This is a genomic window from Paenibacillus sp. GCM10027628 (genome assembly GCF_042676385.1).
Taxonomy (GTDB): Bacteria; Bacillota; Bacilli; order Paenibacillales; family NBRC-103111; genus Paenibacillus_E.
Genome location: NZ_JBHTHA010000003.1, coordinates 90261 through 116006, shown reverse-complemented (window position 1 = coordinate 116006; position 25746 = coordinate 90261). Strand labels below are relative to the sequence as shown.

21 protein-coding genes and 1 riboswitch are annotated in these 25746 nt (G+C 51.2%); of the genes, 7 read left to right on the top strand and 14 right to left on the bottom strand.

What is annotated here, in order from left to right; translation table 11 throughout:
• Positions 1-64 precede the first annotated feature (64 nt).
• A complete protein-coding gene (locus ACFQZT_RS07450) occupies positions 65-940 on the top strand; it encodes a hypothetical protein (protein ID WP_379298211.1) in 876 nt (291 codons plus the stop codon).
• Here ACFQZT_RS07450 and ACFQZT_RS07445 read toward each other — a convergent pair.
• The 5 genes from ACFQZT_RS07445 to ACFQZT_RS07425 all read right to left on the bottom strand — a co-directional run bounded on the left by ACFQZT_RS07445 (position 937) and on the right by ACFQZT_RS07425 (position 6738).
• Entirely contained in the window at positions 937-3198 is a 2262-nt protein-coding gene (locus tag ACFQZT_RS07445; protein WP_379298209.1) for a hypothetical protein, read from the bottom strand. The genes ACFQZT_RS07450 and ACFQZT_RS07445 overlap by 4 nt on opposite strands.
• 17 nt (positions 3199-3215) lie before the next feature.
• On the bottom strand, positions 3216-4892 hold the full coding sequence (locus tag ACFQZT_RS07440; RefSeq protein WP_379298207.1) for a hypothetical protein: 1677 nt from the start codon (positions 4890-4892) through the stop codon (positions 3216-3218).
• A 70-nt stretch (positions 4893-4962) separates the two neighbouring features.
• Positions 4963-5391, bottom strand: coding sequence for a divergent PAP2 family protein (locus tag ACFQZT_RS07435; protein ID WP_379298205.1), 429 nt, complete (start codon positions 5389-5391; stop codon positions 4963-4965).
• 19 nt (positions 5392-5410) lie between these two features.
• Entirely contained in the window at positions 5411-5764 is a 354-nt protein-coding gene (locus ACFQZT_RS07430; protein ID WP_379298203.1) for an SMR family transporter, read from the bottom strand.
• A gap of 62 nt (positions 5765-5826) precedes the next feature.
• Positions 5827-6738: a decaprenyl-phosphate phosphoribosyltransferase gene (locus ACFQZT_RS07425; RefSeq protein ID WP_379298201.1), complete on the bottom strand. Its 912-nt coding sequence runs from the start codon at positions 6736-6738 to the stop codon at positions 5827-5829.
• Between the two features lie 306 nt (positions 6739-7044).
• Between ACFQZT_RS07425 and ACFQZT_RS07420 the strand changes: the two genes are divergently transcribed.
• Genes ACFQZT_RS07420 through ACFQZT_RS07395 form a run of 6 tightly spaced genes read left to right on the top strand, consistent with a single transcriptional unit; the run spans position 7045 to position 15045 of the window.
• On the top strand, positions 7045-7392 hold the full coding sequence (locus ACFQZT_RS07420) for a helix-turn-helix domain-containing protein (protein WP_379298199.1): 348 nt from the start codon (positions 7045-7047) through the stop codon (positions 7390-7392).
• Between the two features lie 2 nt (positions 7393-7394).
• Complete coding sequence (gene glmS, locus ACFQZT_RS07415) at positions 7395-9221, top strand: glutamine--fructose-6-phosphate transaminase (isomerizing) (RefSeq protein WP_379298197.1); 1827 nt, start codon at positions 7395-7397, stop codon at positions 9219-9221.
• A gap of 54 nt (positions 9222-9275) precedes the next feature.
• Positions 9276-10472 carry a HEAT repeat domain-containing protein gene (locus tag ACFQZT_RS07410; RefSeq protein WP_379298195.1) on the top strand — a complete coding sequence of 399 codons (1197 nt, stop codon included), beginning with the start codon at positions 9276-9278 and terminating at the stop codon, positions 10470-10472.
• A 13-nt stretch (positions 10473-10485) separates the two neighbouring features.
• Complete coding sequence (locus ACFQZT_RS07405; RefSeq protein WP_379298193.1) at positions 10486-11955, top strand: glycosyltransferase family 2 protein; 1470 nt, start codon at positions 10486-10488, stop codon at positions 11953-11955.
• A 30-nt stretch (positions 11956-11985) separates the two neighbouring features.
• Positions 11986-12792: a response regulator transcription factor gene (locus ACFQZT_RS07400; protein ID WP_379298191.1), complete on the top strand. Its 807-nt coding sequence runs from the start codon at positions 11986-11988 to the stop codon at positions 12790-12792.
• A 30-nt stretch (positions 12793-12822) separates the two neighbouring features.
• Complete coding sequence (locus tag ACFQZT_RS07395; RefSeq protein ID WP_379298189.1) at positions 12823-15045, top strand: hypothetical protein; 2223 nt, start codon at positions 12823-12825, stop codon at positions 15043-15045.
• Between the two features lie 68 nt (positions 15046-15113).
• Here ACFQZT_RS07395 and ACFQZT_RS07390 read toward each other — a convergent pair whose 3' ends face one another.
• The 9 genes from ACFQZT_RS07390 to ACFQZT_RS07350 form a co-directional block, all read right to left on the bottom strand.
• Positions 15114-15449 carry a helix-turn-helix domain-containing protein gene (locus ACFQZT_RS07390; protein WP_379298187.1) on the bottom strand — a complete coding sequence of 112 codons (336 nt, stop codon included), beginning with the start codon at positions 15447-15449 and terminating at the stop codon, positions 15114-15116.
• A gap of 174 nt (positions 15450-15623) precedes the next feature.
• Positions 15624-15776 carry an anti-repressor SinI family protein gene (locus ACFQZT_RS07385; RefSeq protein ID WP_379298185.1) on the bottom strand — a complete coding sequence of 51 codons (153 nt, stop codon included), beginning with the start codon at positions 15774-15776 and terminating at the stop codon, positions 15624-15626.
• A gap of 196 nt (positions 15777-15972) precedes the next feature.
• Positions 15973-17337 (bottom strand): phosphoglucosamine mutase, encoded by a 1365-nt coding sequence (glmM, locus tag ACFQZT_RS07380; protein ID WP_379298183.1) that lies wholly within the window; start codon positions 17335-17337, stop codon positions 15973-15975.
• Positions 17338-18741 (bottom strand): bifunctional UDP-N-acetylglucosamine diphosphorylase/glucosamine-1-phosphate N-acetyltransferase GlmU, encoded by a 1404-nt coding sequence (gene glmU, locus ACFQZT_RS07375; protein WP_379298181.1) that lies wholly within the window; start codon positions 18739-18741, stop codon positions 17338-17340.
• Positions 18742-18805: 64 nt separating this feature from the next.
• Positions 18806-19750 (bottom strand): glycoside hydrolase family protein, encoded by a 945-nt coding sequence (locus ACFQZT_RS07370; protein WP_379298179.1) that lies wholly within the window; start codon positions 19748-19750, stop codon positions 18806-18808.
• Positions 19751-20856: 1106 nt separating this feature from the next.
• On the bottom strand, positions 20857-21687 hold the full coding sequence (locus tag ACFQZT_RS07365) for an alkaline phosphatase family protein (RefSeq protein ID WP_379298177.1): 831 nt from the start codon (positions 21685-21687) through the stop codon (positions 20857-20859).
• Between the two features lie 627 nt (positions 21688-22314).
• Entirely contained in the window at positions 22315-22611 is a 297-nt protein-coding gene (locus ACFQZT_RS07360) for a hypothetical protein (protein ID WP_379298175.1), read from the bottom strand.
• Between the two features lie 115 nt (positions 22612-22726).
• Positions 22727-22899: riboswitch (cyclic di-AMP (ydaO/yuaA leader) on the bottom strand.
• 172 nt (positions 22900-23071) lie between these two features.
• Positions 23072-23878: a response regulator transcription factor gene (locus ACFQZT_RS07355; protein WP_379298173.1), complete on the bottom strand. Its 807-nt coding sequence runs from the start codon at positions 23876-23878 to the stop codon at positions 23072-23074.
• Positions 23871-25733: a cache domain-containing sensor histidine kinase gene (locus ACFQZT_RS07350; RefSeq protein ID WP_379298171.1), complete on the bottom strand. Its 1863-nt coding sequence runs from the start codon at positions 25731-25733 to the stop codon at positions 23871-23873. The genes ACFQZT_RS07355 and ACFQZT_RS07350 overlap by 8 nt, the downstream gene beginning before the upstream one ends.
• Positions 25734-25746: the final 13 nt, after the last annotated feature.

The window sequence follows — 25746 nt, the reverse complement described above, 5'->3', positions numbered from 1 at the left end:
CATGCAGTTATCATTTGGTATAATTGAGGTATGAAAGAAGCTGTACGGAAGGAAGAAATTAGAAATGCTTATCATGATGCTGCTCTTGTGGTTGTCTTCGGGTTTTACATCGTCGTCCCTTCCCTCGGCGGATGCCTTGACCGCGATCAAGCCGAAGGCAACCTGGCTTTGGGATACTTCACTGATCCGCACAAGCGCAGGAAGGTCCGACATTTTACTATTTGCAAAAAATCAACAGATCGGACGCATCTTCTTGCAGGTTAATCCGGAAGTAGCCCCAAGCAGTTACCGGAGCTTCATCCAATCGGCGGCGGATTCCGGCATTCAGGTCCACGCGCTGGGCGGCGCTCCGAAGTGGGCGCTTCCGGAAAACCGGCAAAAGATCACAGATCTGGTCAATTGGGTTAAAAACTACAACGCGTCAGTGCTGGAAAGCGAGCGTTTTGCGGGCATTCAAGTGGATATCGAGCCGTACCTGCTGCCGGAATGGACCACGGATCAAAACGCGATCGCCGTGAATTGGCAGGAATCCCTCTCCTATTTTCATAAGCTGGTGAAAAAGGATTCCACCTTAACGACGGCCGCAGCCTTGCCGTTCTGGCTAGACAGCATCAAGCTCCCGAACGGAAGCGGTACGCTCAGCGAAGCCCTTATGGCCGAGTTGGACGAAACAGCCTTGATGTCCTACCGCATTCAAGCGGAGGATGTGCTCGATTTGGCAGCATCGGAAATAGCCACAGGCGACCGTCTAGGCAAAAAGGTATGGATCAGCTTGGAAACGAATCCGACTCCGGATTCTCCGCACATCACATTCCATGAAAAAGGCGCCGCCGAAATGGAGCGCCAGCTGGCTCTCATCGACCTCATATTGAAGACACACCCTTCATATTCGGGCATTGCCGTTCATGATTTCACCGGCTGGCGCGCTTTAGGCAACTAAGGTTTTGCGGCACCATTGGCATCGGGAGAAACTGCCTTAGGCGGCATTTTTCCAAGCTCGCCGAACGCATCCTTCAGGATCGAATAGCTCTCCTTAAGTCGCTCGTGCGATGTCGGTTGGTTCCAATTTTCCCACTTGTAAACGGCAGGCGCCACCGGATTCGGATTCCCTGAGAGATGCGGTTCGACACGGACCGCTTTGCTTTCCGTCATCTTGAACCCGCCCGCTTCATAAGGGTACCGCCATACTTGATGCGAGCTGGGATCGGTAAAGCCCAAGAGCATCCAAGGTATACGGACCTCCATGACAGACCCGGAAGCGTACCAGTCGGCCAAATTGTTGAACTCGGGACTCTTCGGGTCGGTCGTGCCCGGATGAAGCTGACCGATCTCGACATCCTCGAACGGCAGCTTCTTCTGGCTTTGCGGCAATAGCAGCGGTTTGCTGACCGGCAGCCTCCACGGGAGGAAGATGCCGTTCTCCGCATGGGACCAGGCTTGCTGCCAGGGCATCATTTTGTTCACGAAACCGTACTGCCAAGTATGGTAATCATACGCGCTCTCCACATAGAGGGCTGAATCCTTGTCCCCGCCCAGTTTCATGACGAATTCCTGACCTTCGCTGAAGCCCACTCCAGGCGCTTTGTCCGCTTTCATACTACCGCCATCGAGCGTATCAAAGCCGATATAAAGCGGTTGCTCTCCCGGCTTCCAGTCACCAAGCTTGTTTTTCAGCAGAAGATACAAGTACGCTTCATCATGCGAAACAGTTAGGCTGTACTCCGGGTAGTCCTTGCTTACGGTTTTTTTACGGCGATCCCAGTCGTCCGTCTTTCCGTCGAGTACAATCGTATCCTCCTGAGATTTGCCCGGCTCAACGGCAAGGACGCCAAAATGCTCCTCGTTCGTCAACATGTTGCGCCACATCGGCCGCCGTGCGGCAGGCGAATCAAGCTCCATCGTGTTCCATGTGATTTTGAACCACTCATCCTGCCAGGAGAATAGAACTGCTCCATCCAAGTTCTCGTTGTAAATGCTGCGGTACAAATCGGCATCGATCTGCCCTTGTTCCTTTTCCGTATGCAGCCCTTGATTACGGCCAATGGGTCCGTAATGCGCCATCCCGCGTGAGCTTGGCACACCGTACTCCGCCACGATCAGCGGAATGCCCTTATGATGCTCCCGCATATCGTGTAAATACCCAGCGTATGGATTGACGTTCCCGTCACTATCTTTGTAGGTTTGATACTTGTCCTCATACCGCAGCAGATCCGGATAATACGGATAAATATGATACGAGGCAAAATATCCTCCCTTCCAGGCTGCTTGAGGACTCACATGCATCGGATCGACGGAGACCATGTCCTCGTTGTCCGCGGGTTCATTCGGATGAGTCAGCGGGTCCGTGGTCACCCAGTTGGTGAATGAAACCGGGTGCTGCCAGCCGAATTTCATATCTTCCTGCGCCAGGGTATCCATCATTTGGGTCAGCCAGCTTTCAAATGGGGAAGCACCGGAAACCGCCTGGAAATAAGCGCCTTGGAAAGGCGACATCCCGGTATGCGCGTCGTTAGTCGCTTTCACGGTATAAGGGTCCCACTCGGTGCCGATCACCCAACCCAGCACGTAGGGCGATACATCGGCATCGAATTTGCCCGACGCATGGCCGGCCGCCGACTTTCTCTTCAGCTGTCCGTGAATGACCCCTACGGCATCTCGGATCTCTTGCTTGAACAGGTCAATGGCTTCTGGCTGCAGCGCATCCATGCCATGCCCATCTGCCCCGACAAGCTGTTCGTCAGGTGCCCAGACCCCTTGCAGGATATAAAGCGGGTCCTTCCGTCCGGCATTAAATTCGGCCAGCGCTTCATAAAAATAAGGCGGCAGAATCGTGTAAATCCGAATGACATCCGCATGCATGTCCTTGATTTGTCCGAACCAGCGCAAATAATCCGCCTTGGTCGGGCTGAGCTCTCCCGGCGCATGCCCCGGCGTCGTAGCCCCCAAGTTCACGCCGGACCAGAACTTCGGCTTCCAAGATGTCCCGTCGTAAACGGCCAGATGCCCGTCCTTGGTGGCAGAAGTTTGCTTCACGCCTCCCTCTTCAAACACGGGCAAGGCTGAGACAGGCACGCTCTTGTTCCCCCCATTGAAAAGTCGAGACAATCCTCCCCAGGATAACAGCACGGTGCAAACCACCAGTAAGGCGAAGATAACTACTCCGAACACAATTTTTCTATTTATCGTAATGACGTGCATGATACCCTCCTTGATCTTTACTGCGCATTAGCCTGCATGCCCTGATGATCAACGCAGAGGGTAGTGCCTGATTTAATCAGCATCACCTTTTCGCTGCTGCAGGAAAGCGGCGTTTCCTCCTTAAATGCGATGCCGTACGCTTTGAGCCGTTCGCGGTTGGACCAGCTGTACGTAAATTCAGCTTTCACCGGCTGGGACGCCGCTTGCAGCTGCGCCAACTGGCCGCGCAGTTCCTGGCTCCAGGCCCATTGACTGGTCGTATATGAGCCGCTAACCAAGAACGAATTCGCGGCAATCACGAGAGCCAGGGCGATGCCGGTACCATTCAGAAGCCGGTATCCCTTCAGGGATAGGGCAAGCCAGACGCAGATCAGCGGCACGGTCCAGAGCTGCGGCACATAACGCGCCCACCAGGCCGCAGGGTTGATGAAGGAGGATGCCGCCAGCAACGCTATGACCCCGATGGCCGCCAAGGTGACGCCGGGGCGCTTGCGGAAGGCCAGCACCAGAACGATCAGGGCGAGAACTAGCGCCCCGCTGAACAAAGGCCCAAAGCCGGCCACCGCCACATCCGTTTCGGCAAAAGTCGGAAGTCCTTTGGCGCTAAAGGCAAACGGCCATTGAAACCGCGTCGGCTTCTTGTCCGTGCTGTTGCCCATAGGTTCAGCGAAGTAAGACGCTGCAACCTGCTCGAAGCGGTTCATCCGCTCCAGATTCCGCGGCGTAAAGTTCTTCACAACATCGATGGCATCATCTCCGGCAAGCGGATAAAAAGGATGCCCGTTATGGAGCGTATTCGTGACGTAAGGATTGTATCCGACGATAAGCACGCCGATCATCCCTCCGAGGGCCGCAATGCGAAACAGCCGTTTGAGCCTGGCGAACTGCTCGCTCATATAAAGAGCAATGAGCAGTCCTACGGTTAACACGCCCGCATAACCGATCGCAGTGAATTTGATGTTCATCATCATGACCATCACGAGAGTATACATCCAAATCGGCAGCCAGCCCGGGCGGGTTACAATTAAACACCCGAGCGCCAGCAGACAAAGCAGCAGTGAACCCAGCAGTCCGTCGACATAAAACGTGAATGACTGGTACACGCTGACCGGGTTAAGCGCAAGCAGCAAGGCCACCACCCACGCCGTGACCCGGTTTCCTGGCCTCAAGGTCAGCAAGGCTCCTAAGCTGAGCAGGCCGGAAGCCGCGATCGCCAGCAAATTGATGACCTTACTTTGTTCGATCATTCCGGTTGCCTTATAAATGGAAGCCGCTGCAATTTCGGCTGCTTTCGCATAATGGTTAATCCAGATGCTATTGCCCGTCGGCTGAGCAACTTCCTTATCGTAGACGGGGTTCCAGCCTTCAGCCAGATGAATGATCATCTCCTGGTGATAGGCCTGTCCGTCGTAGGACAAATCGTAGAAGTACCCGCAAATGAGGAATCCGCCAATAAACAATAAAGCGCATAATCCTACTGAAACGGCGAAAACCGTCATCTGCCGTTCCTCCGCCAGCTTCTTCGACGCGACCCAACCGAGCAATACGGCTAATGCTACAGCGAGCCAGAAGTCCCCTTTCATTACCGGCAAGCCGGCCAGAAATAACAGCGAGGGTATCATAAAAGCGGCGACAAGGAGCGTCAGGAGCGTCATTCCGGTGACCAAACTCATGGAAACAATTCGGTTTCTCATCGTACAACTCCCCCTATCCGAAAATATCTAATAAGTGCTGCCAACAATGGCATCTATAATATGTACTTGTCTATCCCATCATCTGAGAAGCGATCCACCCGAGCAGCGTGCCGACCGCAAGTCCGACAAGCACCTCGAGCCGAGTGTGACCTTGTCTTTCCCTCAGATCAGCCTCCCTAGTGGCGGCGATTTCAACGGTCAGCGCATTGATCCGTTTGGCGTTCTCTCCTACGGCACGGCGGATGCCCACTGCATCAATCATGACGACGTAGCTCACGGCAACCGCAAGACCAAACAGCGGCGTTCCCCAGCCTTGATTGAAGCCGATCAACATCGTAACCGAGGATACGACCGACGTATGCGTACTCGGAAAACCGCCATTGCCGATCAGCTTCCGGGCGTCGTGTCCGTGACGCAGCCTGTTCACGATATACTTGAGCGTCCCGGACACAAGCCAGGCGATAAAAGGCAGAGCCGGATACAACAAGCCTGCGCTCATTTTCACATTCCCCCTTCCGTTATGCGCGTGCAATGAGCAGCACGCCGAAAGAGATGAAGGCGGCGCCGAACCATTTTTGCATCGATAACGTCTCATGAAATAAATAAAATCCGAGCAGCATGACCAGGATATAGCCCATGCTTACCATCGGATAAGCGGTGCTGAGCGGGAACTTCTTGAGCGCAAACAGCCAAAATACCGAGCTTAGCCCGTAGCAAGCCAGCCCGGCCGCAATGGGCCAAGAGGCTGTGAGATTGGACCAGGACAACAATCCTGCACCCGCCGGTTTCGGAGAGCTGACCCCCCACTTCATCAGCACCTGCCCCGCGGCGCCAAGCAGGACGGAAACGATTAGCCATACATAATGAATCACCGCAGATTTCTCCCTTCCAAGAGCTACCCGGTGGGATAGCTGTCTTCGTAAGCCTTAGCTTCTTATTTGAAATACAACAGAATGATGACTACGGAAAAACCGTACAACACGACCGTCAGCAAAATATGCTTATCTTCAAGCAGCAGCTTTTCCGGTCGGCCGCCCTTTCCTTCCATATGAATCAGATATAAATAGCGGAAAACGCCATATAGCACAAAAATCAACGTCCACATCAGATGGATCGTATGCCCGGAGGTAAACGTAAACAGCGCATAGCTCATGATCGTTGCCGTCGTCACGATCCCCGACATTTGGTTCAGCATCTCCATCGAATACGATTCCAGCACTTTGCGGTGCGAACCCGAGCCGCTCTGCATCAAGGCCAGCTCATGCCTGCGTTTACCGATCGCCAGGAACAAAGCCAGCAGCATCGTGCATAGCAGGAACCACGGCGTTAGAGGCACATGAATCACTAGGCCGCCGCCAACCGCGCGAAGCACGAACCCGGAGGCCACGATGAGCAGGTCGATGATGACGACATGTTTGAGCCGTAAGGAGTACAACACATTCATGCAAAAATAAGCAGTCAGCACCAGGCCGAAAGTTAGTTGGAAGCGGAACGCCAGAACCAGACAAGAGGTAAGCAAGACGAAGCCGAACAGCAGCGCCGTCTGCGGATGAATGGCGCCGGAGGCGAGGGGCCGATGCTTTTTCTCCGGATGCATCCGGTCTCGTTCGCGGTCTACATAATCGTTGAGCACATACACGCAGCTGGAGACGAGACAGAACAAAACAAAGCCGACTAAGGCTTGACCGAGCATATTCATATCCGCCTGCCTGATGGAAAAGATCAGGGCTGCAAATGCAAGCAAATTTTTCGTCCACTGCCGGGGCCGCATCAAGGCGAGATAACGGACGGCAACCGGACGGCTTCCCCAGCCTTCCAGTTTGGCATGCGCTTTGGTTTGGGACATGATCAAACCTCCTTTTTCATGATTTAGGTGCGGTTAAAGTCAGAGGATGACGGACTCCATCCGTTCCGACATTCATTATAACGAACGTTTTATTCTTTATAAAGAACGATAATAGGTTGTATTTTGAAGGATAAAGGAGGAATATTGCGGATTTTGTTCGTTAAAACGAAATAATCCAAGCTGTACGATTTTTCATTTGCCGTTTTTTGCGCTATACTTCAATTGTTCGTTCGTTATAATGAACGACACATCGAACGGCACGCCTAGGCTTTTCGCAATGAAATTACGACAAAGGACCGATGGATCATGTTGGGAAAACGAGTGAGGAAGCTGCGCATGGAACGGGGATTATCGCTCTCTGAACTGGCGGAGGCCGCAGGTGTTGCCAAGTCTTACTTGAGCACCATCGAACGGGACATTCATTCTAATCCGTCCGTCCACTTGCTTAACAAAATTGCGGTCGCGCTGGACGTTTCTCTGAAACAGCTGCTAGAGCCGGATACACCAGAGCAGGAGCCCGATCCCGCGGTGGTGCAGGAGTGGTATGACTTGTTTCAAGATGCTGTGAAATACGGCATCAGCCGGAAAGAATTGAAAAGCATCATTGAATTTCGAAAATGGCAAGTAGGCCAAAGCGAGAATGAGGAGGAGTAAGCATGTGCGGCATTGTCGGCTATATCGGCAAAAGGGATTCACAGAACATTTTATTGGAAGGTTTGAAAAAACTGGAGTACCGCGGATACGATTCCGCCGGGGTGGCGATTCACACAAGCTCCGGACTTGAGCTCCGCAAATCGAAAGGACGCATCAGCGAGCTGGAGACCAGGCTGGAGGCTGAGCCGCTTGCCGGATTCGCGGGCATCGGCCATACCCGTTGGGCCACCCATGGGAAACCTTCGGATGCCAATTCGCATCCACATACCGATAACGACATGAAAATTTCCGTTGTACATAACGGTATCATTGAGAATCACCTGCAGTTAAAGGAAGAGCTTGAGCAGTGCGGTTATCGGTTCGTATCCGAGACTGACACAGAGGTCATTTCTCATCTGATCTCTCATCATTATGACGGAGATATCGTAGAAGCTGTGCGGAAGGCCGTCAGTCATGTGCGGGGAGCATATGCCCTCGCGGTGCTCTCTGAACACGAACCGGACAAGCTGGTTGCAGTGCGCTGGGCAAGCCCTCTCATCATCGGCGTCGGCGAAGGCGAAAATTTCATCGGCTCCGATATTCCGGCCATTCTGGAGCACACGCGCGATGTTTACATTTTAAATGACGGCGAGATGGCCGTGTTGACCCGGGATGCGGTTGAGCTGATGACGCTCGAGGGCAACTTCATCGCCAAGCAGTTGTTCCGCATCGATTGGGATCTCATCATCGCGGAGAAAAATGGCTTCGATAGCTTCATGCTCAAAGAAATCCACGATCAGCCGCGGGCTTATCTGGATACGATGCGCGGAAGAATCGAAGAAGGCAAAAAAGTCCTGCTCCCCGGCGTCGAACTCTCCGAAGTTCAGGTTCGCGGATTGAAGCAGATCCATTTGGTCGCTTGCGGGACGGCTTATCATGCGGCTCTCGTCGGGAAAACCGTCATCGAGCGCCTGACCCGCATTCCGGTCGAAGTCGACCTTGCTTCCGAGTACCGGTACCGGATGCCCGTAATCCGCAAGAACACGCTCGTCATCGCCGTCAGCCAATCGGGTGAAACCGCCGATACCCTCGCTGCCATGCGAGAGGCGAGACAATGGGGCGCACGCGTCATGGCCATCACGAATGTAATCGGCAGCTCCGTGGCCCGTGAAGCGGACGATTGTCTCTTTACGCTGGCCGGTCCCGAGATCGCTGTCGCTTCGACCAAAGCTTACAGCTCGCAGCTGATTGCCTTCTACTTACTTGGTATGTACATGGCACAGGCCTTAGAAAAATTAGATCAGGAGACGCTTAGCGAGCTGATTATTATGCTCGAACGGCTGCCTTCTCAAGTGGAGGAAATGCTGAAAGGCATGGAACCTGTCCGGCACGTCGCTGAATGGATCGCTGGCCACAATCACCTGTTTTTTATCGGCCGTGGGCTCGACTACAGCCTTGCGATGGAAGCTTCGCTTAAACTGAAGGAAATTTCTTACATTCATTCCGAAGCGTATGCCGCCGGAGAATTGAAGCACGGGACTTTGGCGCTAATAGAGGAAGGTACGCCGGTCATTGCTCTGGCAACTCAGGAACTGCTGCTGGAGAAGACCGTGAGTAATATCAAGGAAGTCAAAGCGCGTGGCGCCTACGTGATCGCACTGGCTTTGGAAGGCAATACCGAAATAGAAAAGACTGCGGATCAAGTGATCTACGTGCCGCGCACCTTTTCATTGTTTACACCCGCCCTTGCGGTTGTGCCGCTGCAGTTACTTGCTTACTACACAGCCTCAATCCGGGGGAATGACGTGGACAAGCCGCGTAATTTGGCCAAAAGCGTAACGGTCGAGTAGTCGATCTGGTCACACGGATAGAGAGAGCAAGTCAGAGATAGGAGGAGAAATCGTATGTGGATGGAGCCTTTAGACCAGGCCGCCTCGGTGCTGGACGCCTTGAGCTTGACGATCGCCGGCGGTTTTACCGCTCTCTTCTTGCTGCGGGCCAGGCACGGGGCCATCGAGAAACAGATGAAACAAGGGCTGGAAAAACATCAGGATTACTTTACCTACCTCAGCGCCAACATTGACGGAGCGGATGCGCTGCTCCCGCCGCCAGGCCAATTGAGCCCTATGGAGCTCAAAGCCATTCAGTCTAAGCTGCTGGAGTGGATCGAAACGATCGGAGGCGAGTACAGGGGCAAGCTAACGGCCCTATGCCGGGAGCTGGGACTTGTGGAGCTGGAACTTCAGCGGCTCCGCAGCACCAGACACGGAATACGCATCGAGGCCGCTTATCGCTTGGGAGTTATGCGGGCAGCTGAATGTACCGGCGAACTGCTTAAGCTTCTGGAACGGGAAGGCGGCGAATCGACCGCTTTCGTCGTCGGGCGAGCTGCGGCCAAGTGTGCGGATACGCACCAGGATTTGCACAGCTTGCTGGAGCTGCTTACCCGGCACCATCCAGAGGCGCATCAGCTGATTGCCGATATCATCGCCTCCTCTTCTTTGGATCCGGCTCCGCTCTTCGCCGAGCTGCTTCATCATGAAACTAACGAAGCTGTGCTTTGTGTCGCTTTGATCAGCCTCTCCAAACGCAACGAACCCGACATGTTCGGCGCGCTTGATCGCTTGATGAGGTCCGAATCCAAAGAAATTCGGATCAAAGCGGTAAAAATAGGGCTGCATTACGCACACCTGCTGCCGACCGAACGAATCGGCGAGCTGATCCGCCACCCGGATTGGGAAATCCGCGCGTTTGCGGCCAAAGCAATTGGCGACCAGCAGCTCGATTTCTATCTGGAGACGCTCACCCGCGCCATGGCCGACGAGGAGTGGTGGGTCCGCTACCATAGCGCCAAAAGCTTATCGCGACTCGGGCCTGCCGGATTTAAGGCGCTTTGCGAAGCTGCGGGCAGTTCCGAGATCGGCGCTACCAGCGAGTCTGCATGGGAGGCTGTCCATGAGGAGCTGGACCGTGCTGCGGCATCCGTTTCGCGCGGGGTAGGGCAATTACCTGACTACAATCGGCTGAATTTCATTTACCGGCGCATATTGGGAGACTCCGGCACGGGCCGGCATGCCCATAGAGCGCGGATCAGCTCGTAGAAAGGGGATCCGGATGAGAGCGTTTTTGTTAAATTACGGAATCATTGTCACTTATCTGATTATCGGATCCAGTTTGCTATATATATGCATTCTGGCGATTTCCCACCAAAAGATGCTGTCTATTGTCAAAAGCTCCATGAATTCACGCTTCCGGGAACTGGCCGGTTCGGAATTCGTCCCGCCTGTGTCGGTTCTGGTCCCCTCCTATAATGAGGAGCTGACGATCATTGAGAGCGTGCAATCCTTAATGACATTGGAATTTCCCGTTTATGAAGTCGTCGTCGTCAATGACGGGTCGGCGGATCGGACGCTGCAAGTGCTGCTTGAAGCTTTTGACTTGAAGCCATCCCGTCTAACCGGATTCCGGCCATTAGTGGATTCCAAGGCGATTCGTAATGTGTATCACAATCCCCTTTATCCCCGGCTCGTCGTTATCGATAAGGCAAATGGCGGTAAAGCGGATGCCTTGAATGCCGGTATCAACGTGGCCAAATATCCGCTGGTCGCTACCATCGATGCCGACAGCCTGCTGGAAAAAGACGCTTTGATCCGCTTGGTCAACGTCTATATGGAAAATCCCGAGCAGCATATCGCCATCGGGGGCAACGTCCGGATCGCAAACGGAAGTTCCATTGAAGACGGCCGCGTGCTGTCGGTCCGGTTATCGAACAAATGGCTCCCCGCCATGCAATATGTCGAATATGTAAAAGCTTTCCTTGGCGGCCGCATCGGCTGGAGCGCCATGAACGGGCTGCTTATCGTGTCGGGAGCCTTCGGCCTGTTCCGAAAGGATTATTTGGTCAAGGTTGGCGGCTATGAAGAAGGCTGCCCCGGCGAGGACATGAACATCGTCATGAAGCTTCACAAATATATGCTGGACCGCAATTTGCCTTATCGCATCGTGTTTTGCCCGGATGCCGTATGCTGGACGCAAGCGCCGGATACGCTTCGAGTGCTCGGCGCCCAGCGCCGCCGCTGGATTCGCGGCAGTTTGTGGAATGTAAGCAAGTTCCGCGCGATGCTGTTCATCCCGAAGTACAAGGTGATCGGCTGGCTCGCCCTGCCCTACACCGTTTTGTACGAACTTTTCAGTCCGTTCGTCCGGCTTTCCGGTTTGGCGGCCTTGATCGCCTATGTCATGCTGGATATGACGCAATTGCCGATTTTGCTGATCTTTTTGCTCGTCAACCTGCTGATCGGCTTGGTCTTTACGTGCGGGTCGCTGTTGATCGAAGAATTTGCATTCCGCCGCCCGATTTCTACGAATGACCTGCTGCGGATCATCGGTTTATCGGTGGTGATGGCGGTCGGTTACGATCAGATCAATGCGCTCTGGAAACTGCTCGGACAATGGGATTACCTCCGCCGTAACAATGCCTGGGGCAATATGGTACGCCGAAGTTGGCAGGATGAAACGGCAAAGCCGGGCGGTACAGCTGCCTCGAAGACGAAAACGAAGACGACCAAAGCACAAGCCGTTTAAACATATGTATAGAAATGGAGTGAAAAAACCATGAAATCTGCCTTATCAGCAAAATCCGGCTTATCTCAACGTCTGTATGCCCAATTGAACGAGATGCTTCAAACGTCCGCCAAGTGGACGGAGTGCGGTATGGTCGCAGCAGCGACACACGACATTAGCCAAGCCCTTCTCCAAGATTTGGAAACGCGTCTCAGCATGGAGGGTGAACATCTGGTCGTTAACGCCGCTTACCATGCGGCTGAAGGTTCTTTGATCATCTTGCTGCCAGGTCAATCTCTGGCTTTCACCCATTTCATCGCCCTGTCGGCCAAAGCTTTCCTCCAGGATGCAGGCGTTCTGGCTGGCGGCATCGCGATAACCAGTTTCTCCGAAAGCGCCCCTGTGTCAGAAGAAGCGCTGACCGACTTTGTTGCCTTGCTGGGCGAGAAAGAACAATCGGAGATCGCCGTTTATAACGGACAACCGCAATCTGCGGAAACGCCGACGGTCGTGATGATCGATCCGAACGCCGATTTGCTTGATTTTCTGGGCGTCCGGCTCGGCCTGCAAGGTTATACCGTCCGTCCGGCGCAGGACGGCATGGAAGGTCTAAGGCTCGTAGAATCGGTCCAACCGGACCTTGTTATCACAGAACTAGCATTGCCCGCACTCGACGGCTATCAAGTGATTCAACGCATCCGCAAATCCCAAAGCCGGACATGTAAAGTCGTCGTCCTGACTGATCTTACGGTCGAGCAGGACATTTGCAAATGCTTCGACTTGGGCGTTGCCGATGTGATCAAGAAGCCTTTCTCGCCCATGGAGCTCGAAGCGCGTCTTAGGCGGCTGCTTGCCTAACCTACTTTGAGGGTAAAGGAGTTCATGCCCATGAAGCGGAACACTTCACCGATCGCCTGGCTGCTGCGTTTGGCTTTGCTTGCCGCCGCATTATTCCTAGTATGGCACTACTGGCCCGCCAAGAAAGTGGAAAGCGTCCAAAGCGCGGACGGTTCGCAAATCAAATTCCGTACGCAAGGCGATCGCATCGAGATTTACGACAAACAACAATGGACTCCCTTTTTTGTCAAAGGAGTCAATGTGGGTGCTGCGCTTCCGGGGCATGACCCGGGCGAGCTGCCGATCAGCAAGGAGCAGTATTTGGCATGGTTCAAGCAAATCCAGGATCTCGGCGCCAATACGATTCGGGTGTATACGATTCTATCGCCGGCTTTTTATCAATCCCTTGTGGAATACAATCAGCAGCATACGGATTCGCCGCTCTATTTCATTCAAGGCATATGGACACCGGAAGAAGAGCTGATCGACAAAAAAGACGCCTACCTCGATACCATTTACACCGAATTCCAAAGCGAAATCGCTTATGCCGTCGGAGCTGTGTACGGAGCCACTGATATTCCGGAGCGGTTCGGCAAGGCAAGCGGCACGTATCGTTACAATGCCGGCCCCTATTTGCTGGCGTGGCATATCGGGACGGAGTGGGATCCGAAAATGGTTCAGAATACGATCGATAAGCATAAAGACAAGACCGGTTTCCAAGGTACCCACGTCAGTGCTCGACCAAACGCCACCCCCTTTGAAAACTGGCTCGCGGAAATGCTCGACCATGTCGCCGTGCTGGAGTCGCAGAACGGATGGAAGCATCCGCTGACCTTTACCAACTGGGTAACCACCGATCCGCTCAAGCATCCCGGTGAAATTCTCATTCAAGAGGATATGGTAAGCGTTGATGCGACCCATCTGGAGGTACACAACTGGCCGGCCGGATACTTCGCTTCCTTCCATGCCTATCCATACTATCCCGACTTTTTCGCTTTGGACCAAACGATGATGGATATGAAGGACAAGGACGGAACAGCCAACACGTACCTTAGCTACTTGACCAAGCTGAAGGCTTACCATAAGGACATGCCTGTCATGATTACGGAATTCGGCGTTCCATCCTCTTTGGGGGTCGGGCATCTGGCGAATAAAGACCGGAATCAGGGCGGGCATAACGAGACGGAGCAGGGTCAAATCAACGCCTCGCTTCTCCAGGATATCGTGAAGGCCGGTATGGCGGGAGGCATCGTCTTTTCCTGGCAGGATGAATGGTTCAAGCGCACCTGGAACACGATGCATTTCGAAATCCCCCAAAGCCGCCGTAAGCTGTGGACCAACGTTTTGACGAACGAACAGCACTTCGGGCTCGTTGCCGAGCTCTCCGGCAAAGATGGGCCGCTCAAGATCGATGGAGATGCGAGTGACTGGGCAGCGCTCAAAGAGAGCGATAAGCAAAAACTCGCCGGCACCTATCCGGGATGGAAATCCCTCTGGATGACCCACGACGAAGCCTACGTCTACATCATGGGTGAGCTGGAGCAGCCGTTTGATCCGGAGCGCGAGCAGCTCTACTTGGGCGTCGATACGACGCCCGGCGGTAATCGGCATGCGAAGGAACTGGGTGGAGCTAAGCTCGACGAAGGGCTGGAAACGCTTATCGAGCTCGGGAAAGAGGGGGAAAGCCAGGTGAAGATCGCTTCCAACTATGATTTTCACACCCGGCTTTACGGCAATCAGTATGGCATGCTTAAAGTGAAGCCGGAGGACATGAAAGACGATTCCGGCATCTTTGACCCGTGGAAGCTGGCCGTCGGCCTCGAGCAGAGTCCGCCGGATTCCACCCAGTACAATCCGTTCCAGGATGTACCTGCAGGTATGCTAAAACGCGGTACGACCGATCCAGCCTCGCCGGATTACAATTCCTTGGCCATGTGGCAAGCCAAAGGCAGCGTCGTAGAAATGCGCATTCCGTGGATGCTGCTCGGGTTCACCGACCCCAGCTCGCTGCAGGTGATGAGCTACGGCGATAAGGAAGGCAAACTGATTGCCACGACGGCCAAAGGGATACGCTTGCTCCCATGGATCGTTCAGCGATCGGACGGCCATATCCTCGGATTGGATGGCGAAGGTGGCGTCTACCCTGTCTCCAAGCTGCCGATCTACTCTTGGCCCGCCTGGAACAAGGTGCAATACGTCGAGCGGCCTAAGAAAAGCTACGACCTGATGAAGGATGCCTTTCATCAAATTGACAGCAGCGTACCCGGGCAATAGCCTCTACGCAGAAAAATAGCCCCGATAGCCAATGAGCAGAACTCATTGATTATCGGGGCTTATGTCTTTTATTCTTCGGAACTCTTCTGTTTAATGCGCCATTTGTTATACTCTAAAAATTCCACAAACTGCTCTTTGCTTATGCCGGAATCCATAGCCTCTCTGACCAAACTGAGCCATTCCTCATCCAACTGCTCCTGAGGCTGGTTCTGATGATGAATAATCGTTTCCAGCTGAACGCCCAACACCGCGCTAATTTTCTCCAGAAAATGGATCGAGGGGTTGGACTGGACCTCACGTTCGATCGAACTCAGATAGGATTTGGCTACCCCGGCTTTCTCCGCCAGTTCGGTAAGGGTAAAGCCTTGTTCCAAGCGCAGCTGCTTGACTTTCTTGCCAATCATGGTAGCGACCCCTTTTTAACTTCCATCAGTTTGAGATAATTCTTCTTATCGTTTAAAAATAGTTTAACAAAAAATGTTCGTTCTGTGGATGTTTATTTTCTATTATTACTAATGGAAGCGCTAACATAATCAACTAAAAAAATTTGTTATCTTTTCGTTCTTTTTCTCTTCGCATTAATGTTTCGGTTCATCGTCATTTTCTTTGCATTCGCGAAAAAATTGCCGGACTTCCTCAGCGGAAAGCCCCGAATCGCGAGCAACGATCATCAGGTTAACCCAGTTCTCGTCCAGGTTCTTGTTGGGTACAAGCGTTTGTTTTACGGACATAGCCCGATCCCTCCAGATTTCTGGTAACTTGGTGGCTCCCTATACAATTCGTGCCCTAGTCCGCTTTTGTGCGGGTATACCAAAAATTTGGGCATTTTTGGGCTTAATCCCAATTTGAAATAAGTCAAAAACAGGCCGCTTATACGCGGCCAATTTCAACACTCAACGGTGACGGTCGTTCAAATAGGATACAACTTTAGGCCGTAGCTACCTTATGCATTAAGCCTATTTCCGAACGGATGGCGGCAGCAATTTGCTCCGCATACGCCTCCAAAAGGGCAGCATCAGGACCTTCCACCATGACGCGGATTAGCGGCTCCGTTCCGGATGGACGTACAAGCACACGCCCTTCGTCACCAAGGCTAGCCTCAACTGCTTCAATCGCCCTCCTAATGGTGGGATTAGAATCCCAACCTACCTTGCTTGCGACAGGTACATTTACCAACAATTGCGGGTAAGAACGCATGACGGTGCGTAATTCGCTCAAGTGTTGTCCCGTTGCCACCAGCACACCCGCTAATTGTAAGGCAGTCAGGATACCGTCCCCGGTCGTATTGTAATGCAGCATAATGATATGGCCCGACTGTTCGCCACCCAGCACATAGCCACCGCTGCGCATAGCTTCCATCACATAACGGTCTCCAACGGCGGTTTGAACCAAGTTGATGTTTAAAGCTTTCATCGCCTTAACGAAGCCCACATTGGACATCACCGTGGTTACTACTGTGCGGTGATCGAGTTTTCCGTCATTAAGCAAACTACGCGCCAAAATGGCTGCGATATAATCGCCATCCACAAGTTCCCCTGTCTCGTCCACCGCAATTAAGCGGTCTGCGTCGCCATCAAATGCAAGGCCTAACTGCGCCCCCTCCCGAACCACTGCAGCTTGCAAAGTGCTCGGGTGCGTAGACCCGCAAGCTGCGTTGATATTAATCCCATTCGGCTCTGCCGCCAGTAGAATGACATTGGCCCCAACGGCTCGAAACACGTCGGGTGCAATCGCAGCCGCAGCTCCATTCGCACAGTCTAAAACAACCTTCATTCCGTCCAGACGTTCACGGGTTGTTGCCTCCAGAAATTTTACATACAACTCCGTCGCATCTTCACGAACCCATACGCGCCCGATCTCAGCGCCAACAGGTCTTGGCAGTTGATCATCCGGCTGATCCATCAAGTCCTCAATCTGTTGTTCCATCTCATCGTCCAGTTTAAAGCCATCGCTGCCAAAAAATTTAATCCCATTATCCGCAACAGGATTATGAGAAGCGGAAATCATCACACCGGCATCGGCCACTAACGTCCGGGTTAAGTAAGCAATTCCCGGCGTTGAAATAACGCCCACGCGAATCGCATCGGCGCCAACCGATAGGATTCCTGCGATCAGCGCCGTCTCTAACAAATCACCCGAAATCCGGGTATCTTTGCCGACAACAATCGATGCCCGTGCTTTCTTTTTCGTTAACAGATAAGCACCTGCACGTCCTAATTTATAAGCGAGTTCCGGAGTTAATTCCTGGTTGGCCACACCTCTTACACCATCCGTACCAAAATAACGTCCCATTTATGAATTCCCCTTTCCACTGCCTGAATGGACCAGACGCTCTCGTAAATGCCCGGCATAATCCGCTTTGTTGACTTGACGTTCGCGGGCTATGGCAAACGCTCCGTCAGGTATATCCTGTGTTATTGTAGACCCCGTAGCTATGTAAGCATCATTGCCAATCGTTACCGGCGCTATCAAATTGGAATTGCTCCCCACAAAACAGCGGTCTCCAATGAGGGTTCGATGCTTATTGGCTCCATCATAATTAACGGTTATCACTCCGCAGCCAATGTTCGTGTTTTGGCCAATATCGGAATCGCCGACATAGGCGTGATGGGGAATTTTAGACCCCGCTCCGATCATCGAATTTTTCACTTCAACAAAATCGCCCACTTTTACACGTTTCCCAATGACCGAACCGGGTCTAATAAAAGCAAACGGACCGATCGATGCCTCATCCGCAATGACCGAGTCCCTCACGATTGAATGTTGAATGCTGACCCGATCCCCGAGGGTGCTTGTCTCAATTTCGCTGCCCGCTCCGATATAGCATGCTTGACCAATGGATGTAAAACCCGATAGCGTTACTCCCGGCCCGATCACCGTATCCTCTCCAATGGTAACGGTTTTATCAATATACGTTGTGCCCGGGTCTATCAGGGTAACACCATTTCGCATATGTGATTCGTTAATCGTATTACGCAGCATTTGAGTTAATTGGGCCAGTTGTACCCGGTCATTGACCCCTAGCACCTCATTCGCATTCGAGACAGCGACGGAGTGGACGGATAGCCCCATATTTAAAATAATTTGAATACAATCCGTAAGGTAATACTCCCCTTGTGCATTTCGATTATTGACTTGTTCCAAAGCGCTGAATAAAACCGAGTTTGTAAAACAGTAAAGACCCGGATTAATCTCACGTATACGTTTTTCATCCGCAGAGGCGTCTTTCTCCTCTACGATCCGAAGCACGTCACCTGCTTCATTACGAACGATTCGCCCCAATCCGAACGGATTATCAACAAAAGCGGTTAGCATCGTAACGGCTGCTCCGGATTGTCGGTGAGCAGTTAATAAAGCTTGATAAGTGTCCGTTGTCACAAGCGGCGTATCTCCGTAGCAAACCAGGGTAGTACCTTCCAGATTTCCGATAACTTCACGAGCTTGCATGACGGCATGTCCTGTACCGAGCTGCCGCTCTTGCCGGACGTATTCAACTTCATCTCCAAGCTCTTGCTCTATTTGTTCGGCATAAGCCCCGACAACCATAAGTAAGCGTTCTGCGCCAGTACCTTTCAGGGCATCGGTTACGTGACGAATCATCGGTTTACCACAAAGCGGATGCAGAACTTTATGAATTGAAGACTTCATGCGGGTTCCTAATCCAGCTGCCAGTATGATTGCAAATGTCTCGTTCACTGCTTATCTCTCCTTTTACTTGCTTGCGAATTGGATTGAGTGTACATGCCGGGTTGCCCTTAACCTACTCTTTTAAACGGCTCCAGCCATCATAATCATGAACCGCAATTCCGGCAAAAGAAGTACGGCCTTGGAGTATTTCACCCAAAGCGCTTAGATCGCGCATCATTTGCGACTTCCCCTTTTCATAATAGGAAATGAAGCTCTCGGAACTCTGCAGTGTCTCCACCGCAATGACGAGAGGTTTGCCGTTTTGCTCCGCTTCACCGAGCTCAGTCGCAACGCTGCTGCTGATGTCCGTTACATTGTCGCGGTAAGCCATAAGAGTGGATTGGTCAAGTTTTCGAATCATCCAGTTGGATAGGGTTGTCCGACCACCCATCCCGTCAGGTACGTTGAACTTCTCCAGCCAGACTGGCAAATCCGCGCCAGCCGTCAAAGTTGGGGTTTCTATTTTCATTTCTTCGACAAACCCGCTAATCGTATCCCGCCAAAGCCCCAGCATGGTATCCGTGTCCGCATACCAAGCCTTCAGGACGAATGGCTCGACATCAAGATGAATGCCCTTAAACTGTTCTGCGGCTGATACGCCATTGTTGTAAGTTTTCACCCAATCAATCAGCTTGTACACTTTAATCTGTTGTTCCCGAAGCACCCAGTCCGGTGCTCCCCCTAATGCATGAACCTCTATTCCGCGAGCGTAAGCCTCTCCGATAAAGCTTCTGTAGTCACCCACGGGAACATCGGGATCGACTTGCAAATAAATAAGATTGACCCCGTTCTGCTGAAGAAATTGCAGCGTGCTTTCCTTGTTCTCCAGCGCCGAACTTGTATCCCATAGCCAAGTCGCTTTATAAAACGGACGGTCTACGGTTGCGGCGTGAACTTGATTGGAATTGGTGATACCGGCATCCGCCGGTTGGGAGACGATGGCTCCAGTAAAAGTTAGACAGAGAACCGCGACTTTACTAGCAAGGCGGAACTTTGGCCGTTTACGTTGTCTTTTCACAGGAAACTCCTTCGATAATTAGATATAGGCTACAGAAACAAGGGCTGTTGGACTCTCATCAGACAATTAGATCCAACCGGCGATGTACATGCTCAATTTATATTGTTCGTGTTCGTTATTAAGAATGAAGTGGTACCTTATAATTCAATTTTGTTAAATAATTGTTGAGTATAGCTTAGAATCCTCATCATCCGTTCGTTAAAACGAATTATTTCTTTGGAAAAATGAGAAAACCTGGCCGATGGCCAGGTCCTTTGTCTATAGCCGTACGTTTGGGGGCGGACTTGTCTTTGACAATCCTCCCTCTCTCGTCTGTAAAGATGATAAACATCGTTCGAGACATGACTGCAACGCCCCCACATGTCTCTTACGATGTAAAACATCATTCCAGCTTCGCTCAGCGTACAAGCCTGCTTTTTTTCTCGTCTGTAAAGATGAAAAAGATCGTTAGAGACACAACTGCAACATCCTCACATGTCTCTTTCGATGTAAAACATCATTCCAGCTTCGCTCCCTGTACAAACTTGCTTTTTTTCTCGTCTGTAAAGATGAGAAAGAGGCTGTCGATTTATTTGGGATAGTTTTGACGTGAACGGAAACATGCTGAGAATGTATATGATTTTTCGTATTCATTTACAGAATCAGGGCCCAAATCACGTTTTGTGTATGAAATTTCGAATAGAATCGACTGATTCGATGTGTGCGCCGCTCATTTTGTATGATTTTTCGCATACATTTTGTGGTCTCCCGCAGATTTCCGAAGGTATGAACAGTAAATCGACAGCCTCAGAAATATCGTTAGAGACATGACTGCAAACCCACATGTCTCTTACGATGTAAAACATCTCTGCAGCTATGCACTTTCTGTCTCTTGTTCTACGCGTTGCAACTTTCATGGTGACTAGCCCCTTATACCGTGTACATTTCCCCTTCACATGCTTCACAGCCCTAACTCGCTCCATATTTTGTTCGAAAAAAGTGGACCCACGATCCATGAGGAAATGTTTCAGTACGTTTCTAGATAAAACATAGAAGGGTATAGCCTCCTGCTAAAAGAAAAAACCGCATAGAACTCAATTCTACGCAGCTTCTTTAATGAAATTTTATTAGTCCTTAAAAATTCCCGCAGGCACCTTGCCTTCCCATTCCGGACATGGCTTCATGCCCAATGCGTAAGCAATGACCGCAGCCGTATCTTTAAGCAACACACGATCCGTAATTTCTACTCCTTTAGCGACTTTCGGTCCGTGGCAGCCCCAAAAAACTGTCATATCGGCCGGATGGTCGCTACCATGTCCGCGCGGGTGGTCGCCTCCGCCTCCGTGGTCGGACGTTAGGATAATCAAGCTTTCTTCCATCAACCCCGCTTCGCGGATCGCCTCCAGTACAACGCCGACGTACCCGTCGATTTCCGTAATTTTCGCCAAATATTCCGGAATATGCGCACCGTACCCGAATTCATGTCCCGTGTAGTCGGGATCGCCGAAATGAATATACATCAGTTTGAGATCCGGATTTTCCTTAATATAAGCGGCTGCCGCTTCTGCGAGCTGTGGATCCGGCACGGATAAATCTTCGAAACCGCAGGACTGCTCGATAATGCCGTAATTGATCGGTGACCATTCCGAATAAGCGGCTATCTTGCAATCAGGCCAATTTTGACGTACCAGCTTCATAAAGGATGGATAGGGGCTGTCTTCCGGATAACGCGTATCCGATGCGAGCGCATTGTCCAGCCCATGTTTATCCGGCTCGACGCCATGGAACATAGAACCCCAGCACTGCGCGCTGATAGAAGGAAATACGGTTTGTGCGTTATAAGTCATCGCCCCATCATACAGTAGCCTATGAATGTTAGGCGTCGGCGTGTCCTTAATAAAATTGCCCGCACCATCAAGTCCGATAACAAAAACACGATTCGCAATTGCACTCATCATTGAAACCCTCTTTCCCGTCATTTACATCATCCCCTTTTACAAGCTAATCATAATGAAAACAAACAAATTAAGTCAACACAAAAACAACAAACAACAATCATATTCATGTTTATTGTTTGTTGTTTGTTGTTTGTTGTTTTACAATATGAGTGTTTTCATTTCTTATGTCCAATAAAATAGAATATTCCGTTAGCCTCATTGAGGGATCGTGAATACGTTATTTCCTAAAAAACGTCCGATTTAATGATGTAAGAGGAACAAGCTAGGATCATCTATTCCGTCTTTTCGGCTTCCGAAAAGCCCTATTTCCTCGGTTAACGTACTCACGTTCCGCTACTTCAAATTGTAGCGTGTTTTTCTCAAAATAGCGGATTGTCGTTCCACTTCAAAGGGTTATAGCAGTTCCTCAGGTTAGATCATGCATGCGAACACTATTGATCCAGCCTTTTTCTTGCAAATGCCTTATGCATTCAGCACGTTTCTTAAATGTTCATAATCCGATCAAAAAGTAAGCAGAATGGATTATCCATCTTGAACATGCTGGGGTCTCTTGCCCTATTTTACCTCAACAAAAAAAGAGGAGCTGTGACTAACCAAGCTCCTCTTTCACCTTTTCCCAATACCCAATTATTCTACTCCATCAGGGAAGTGCTTCTCATGGTACTTATCTCCTTTGTGCTTCAGATCATCAATCGTTTGCACGAGCGTTGAGACAATTTGCTCTTTCATCTCTCTTACGGTTTCATAAAACGCAACTTCCTGATCACCGATAGGCTTAATCCCGGCTATGGCTTGTGCTGCAACAAGTCTGCGGTGATGATCCTCAAAATCTTCCAATGACTTGATCACGTGTTTAGCATACAGTAGAATATCTTTGTTTTTTTCAGGAATATCTTTCTCCAGTTGTTCGATGCGATGAACCATGGCTCCATCACTTACCTCTCATAAATGTTATAAAATGGATGATTAACTCCTTTTACTGCAAAAAAAACCACAGAGGCACATGGCTCTCCGTGGTCAGTTATTGATCATGGCGGTCATCCTCTCTCACTTAACGCTTACGAGGTTAGCTGTCGGATTCGGGCAGCGAGATTGCCCTACCCCCATACAAATAATTTGTATAGGTGATTCACCCCTTCGATGACCATCTTTTGCGGATGGCTATCGACTTTGGTTCCCCCGTTCCTTCTTGGGATTCAGCGATTCAGGAACAGTATTTAGTTGATGAATTGAATGATACGCTCTCTTGAAAAAAATGTAAAATGAGGTGTGGAATGAATTCTTGATCATATCAAGAAAATACGCTAATCGGAAGCGTATTCATGCCTGTTTGACTTTCATTATCTATTATTTTATCCGGTATTCTCTGTCTTTCAAAAACTTCCTACAAAAACTTGTTGCGATACTCGGTCGGCGTCAAACCGTATTGTTTCTTGAAGCTCTCCCGGAAATGATCCTGATCCGTATAGCCGATCCAGTCGCAGATTTCGTAAATTTTGATGGAGGGATCCTTCAGCAGCCGGGCTGCTTCCTCCATGCGAAGACGAATGATCGAATGATTTATCGTCATGCCGGTCACTTCCTTGAACAGCACATTCAAATATTTTTCACTTAACCCGACCGAGGTTGCGACGTCGGACAGCGCCAAATCCTTGCGCATGTACCCTTCCTTCACATACTGGATCGCTTGCTCGACCAGCTTTTTCTTTTTCAAACTACCGGTCCATTCCCCTAGAGGCAGCGCTTCCGTCAAGTTCGGAAGTCTGTCCTTGGCGGCTTGTTCCGCGAGCGTCAACGCCTCTCGCTCTCCCCGTTCTTTGCGCAGCGTTTCGACCGCACGAGAAAGAACTTCTGCAATCTCAACAGGGTCGATCGGCTTCAGAACATAATCCAGCACTTGAAGCTTAATCGCCTGCCTTGCATGCTCAAACTCATTCAGTCCAGATAATATGATGCAGTGGATATCCGGTTTACGGGCTTTTACAGCCTCAATCACCTCCAGCCCATTCATCTTCGGCATCCCGATATCCGTCAACAGCAGGTCCGGTTCCTCCCGGTCCAACCAGGCCAGCGCCTGCTCTCCATTCTCTACGGCGCCCAGAAGTTCAATACCTAAATCCGGCCAGTTTATGGAACGCACTAACGTTTCCCGGACAATTTTCACGTCTTCCGCGATAAGCAGCTTAAACATTCACAACCTCCTTTCTTCCTGCCAGTTGCTCCGGATGATAAGGCAGGACGACTTCGACGCAGGTTCCCTCGCCCACCTCCACATAACGCAAGCCATACGCCTCCCCATCATGCAGTTGAATTCTCCGGTGAACATTCAGGGTGCCGTAGCCGGTTCCGGATTCATTCGTTTTACCGCCTGTCTCTCTTACCGGCTGCTGCCTGAGCATAAAATTCATCCGATCTGCTTCACAGCCACGACCGTTGTCTTCAACCCGCAGCACAACAAGCCCATCCCCTTCGAATCGGGCTGAAATTGTGATCCGGCAGCCCGACGTACGGTCTGCAAACCCGTGAATGATCGCGTTCTCCGCCAAAGGCTGTAACGTAAGGTGTACGATTTGCACCGATAAGAGATCGTCAGGCACTCGTATATCCACTTGCAAATCATCCAGCATCATTTTTTGAATATGGAGATAGGCTTCGACCTGTTTCATTTCTTCATCCAAGGAGATCCAGGTTTGCCCCCGATTCAAACCATAGCGGAATACATTGGCAAGGGAACGAACGATCCGGCTCGTCTCTTGGTCCCCAGCCATAATGGCCCGGCAGTTAATTAAATCCAAGGTGTTATATAAGAAATGAGGATTAATCTGTGCATGCAGCAGCTCCAGTTGAAGCTGACGACGTTCAATCTCCTCGGTAAAGGACTTTTCGATCAGACTATGGATCGTGACGAGCATGGAGGCGAACTTCTGATTCAACTCATCCACTTCATAAATCCCCGTGTATTGGTAAGGAAGCGGCTCTTTGAATTCCACGACTTCCGGACGCTGAATGGCGTTAACCAGCCTAGTGATGGGAACGGTTACCCGCACGACGATTCTGCGAAGCCAGAATCCCGCGATGAGCAAGGCTGCCGCTGTAATAGCAGCGCCGAATGCCGATATGGCGAAGGTGTACCTGCTAAAATGGCTCTCCGGAACTACCGCCAGCAGCTTCCAGCCGTTTTCCATGGTCTCAAACATCACCCTGTGGCTCTCTCCGTCGATTCTCGTTATGATCGATCCTTTGGAACCGGTCAATGAGCGTACATACGGGAGCTCTCCGGCATTTTCGAGAAAATCGTACCGCTCGCTATAGATGACCCGATCGTTTTCATCCAGCAGCAGATGATAGCCCTTCTCAAGCGGGGCATTGTCGAACATGCCCTTGATGCTGGATGTATCCGCGCCGACGATCACCGTACCGATGCTCCGGCCATCTTTGAGGCTCGTTTTTTTCCTTGCTGAATAAATCATAGCGGCATTTGCCGGGTCCGCCTTCTCGCCCCACCACACGTTCTGCCGTTCCCCGCGGTTCAATTGGTGAAACCATTCCCTATTCTGCAAATCCTCATTTTTAAAAATCCCCGTAATCGGGTAAAAATGGTCCGGTGCCATCGCGTAAAGCCCGCTCCCCGGTTCCAGCGCGATAGAAACCACGTAGGATTGCTGCGCAACGCTGCGGGAGCCGAAATCGTTCAAGAGGGACAGCAAGGATAGATTTTGCAAATTCGTCTCCAGCGTGTAATAATCGCCGGCCGCCTCGAAAGATTCCTGATAATGACTCTCCAGCAAATTTTCAATCGATTGATTGCTTAGAATGAAAGCAGCAACGTTATTCATCGTGTCGAATTGGTAGCCTACATTTCTGTAAACGAATTTCATCGACTGCTCAGCCATTTTGAGGGTATGGTCGTTCTGCACCCGAATGAGGATGTAACTGGCCGCCGTTGCAAAAAGAGCGATGAACGTGACAATCAACGCAAATATCGGAAGACTGAGCCTCGACAATAATCCAGAACGGCCGCTCCGTACTTGTCCGCGAATCGTCATCCTTACCTCCCCC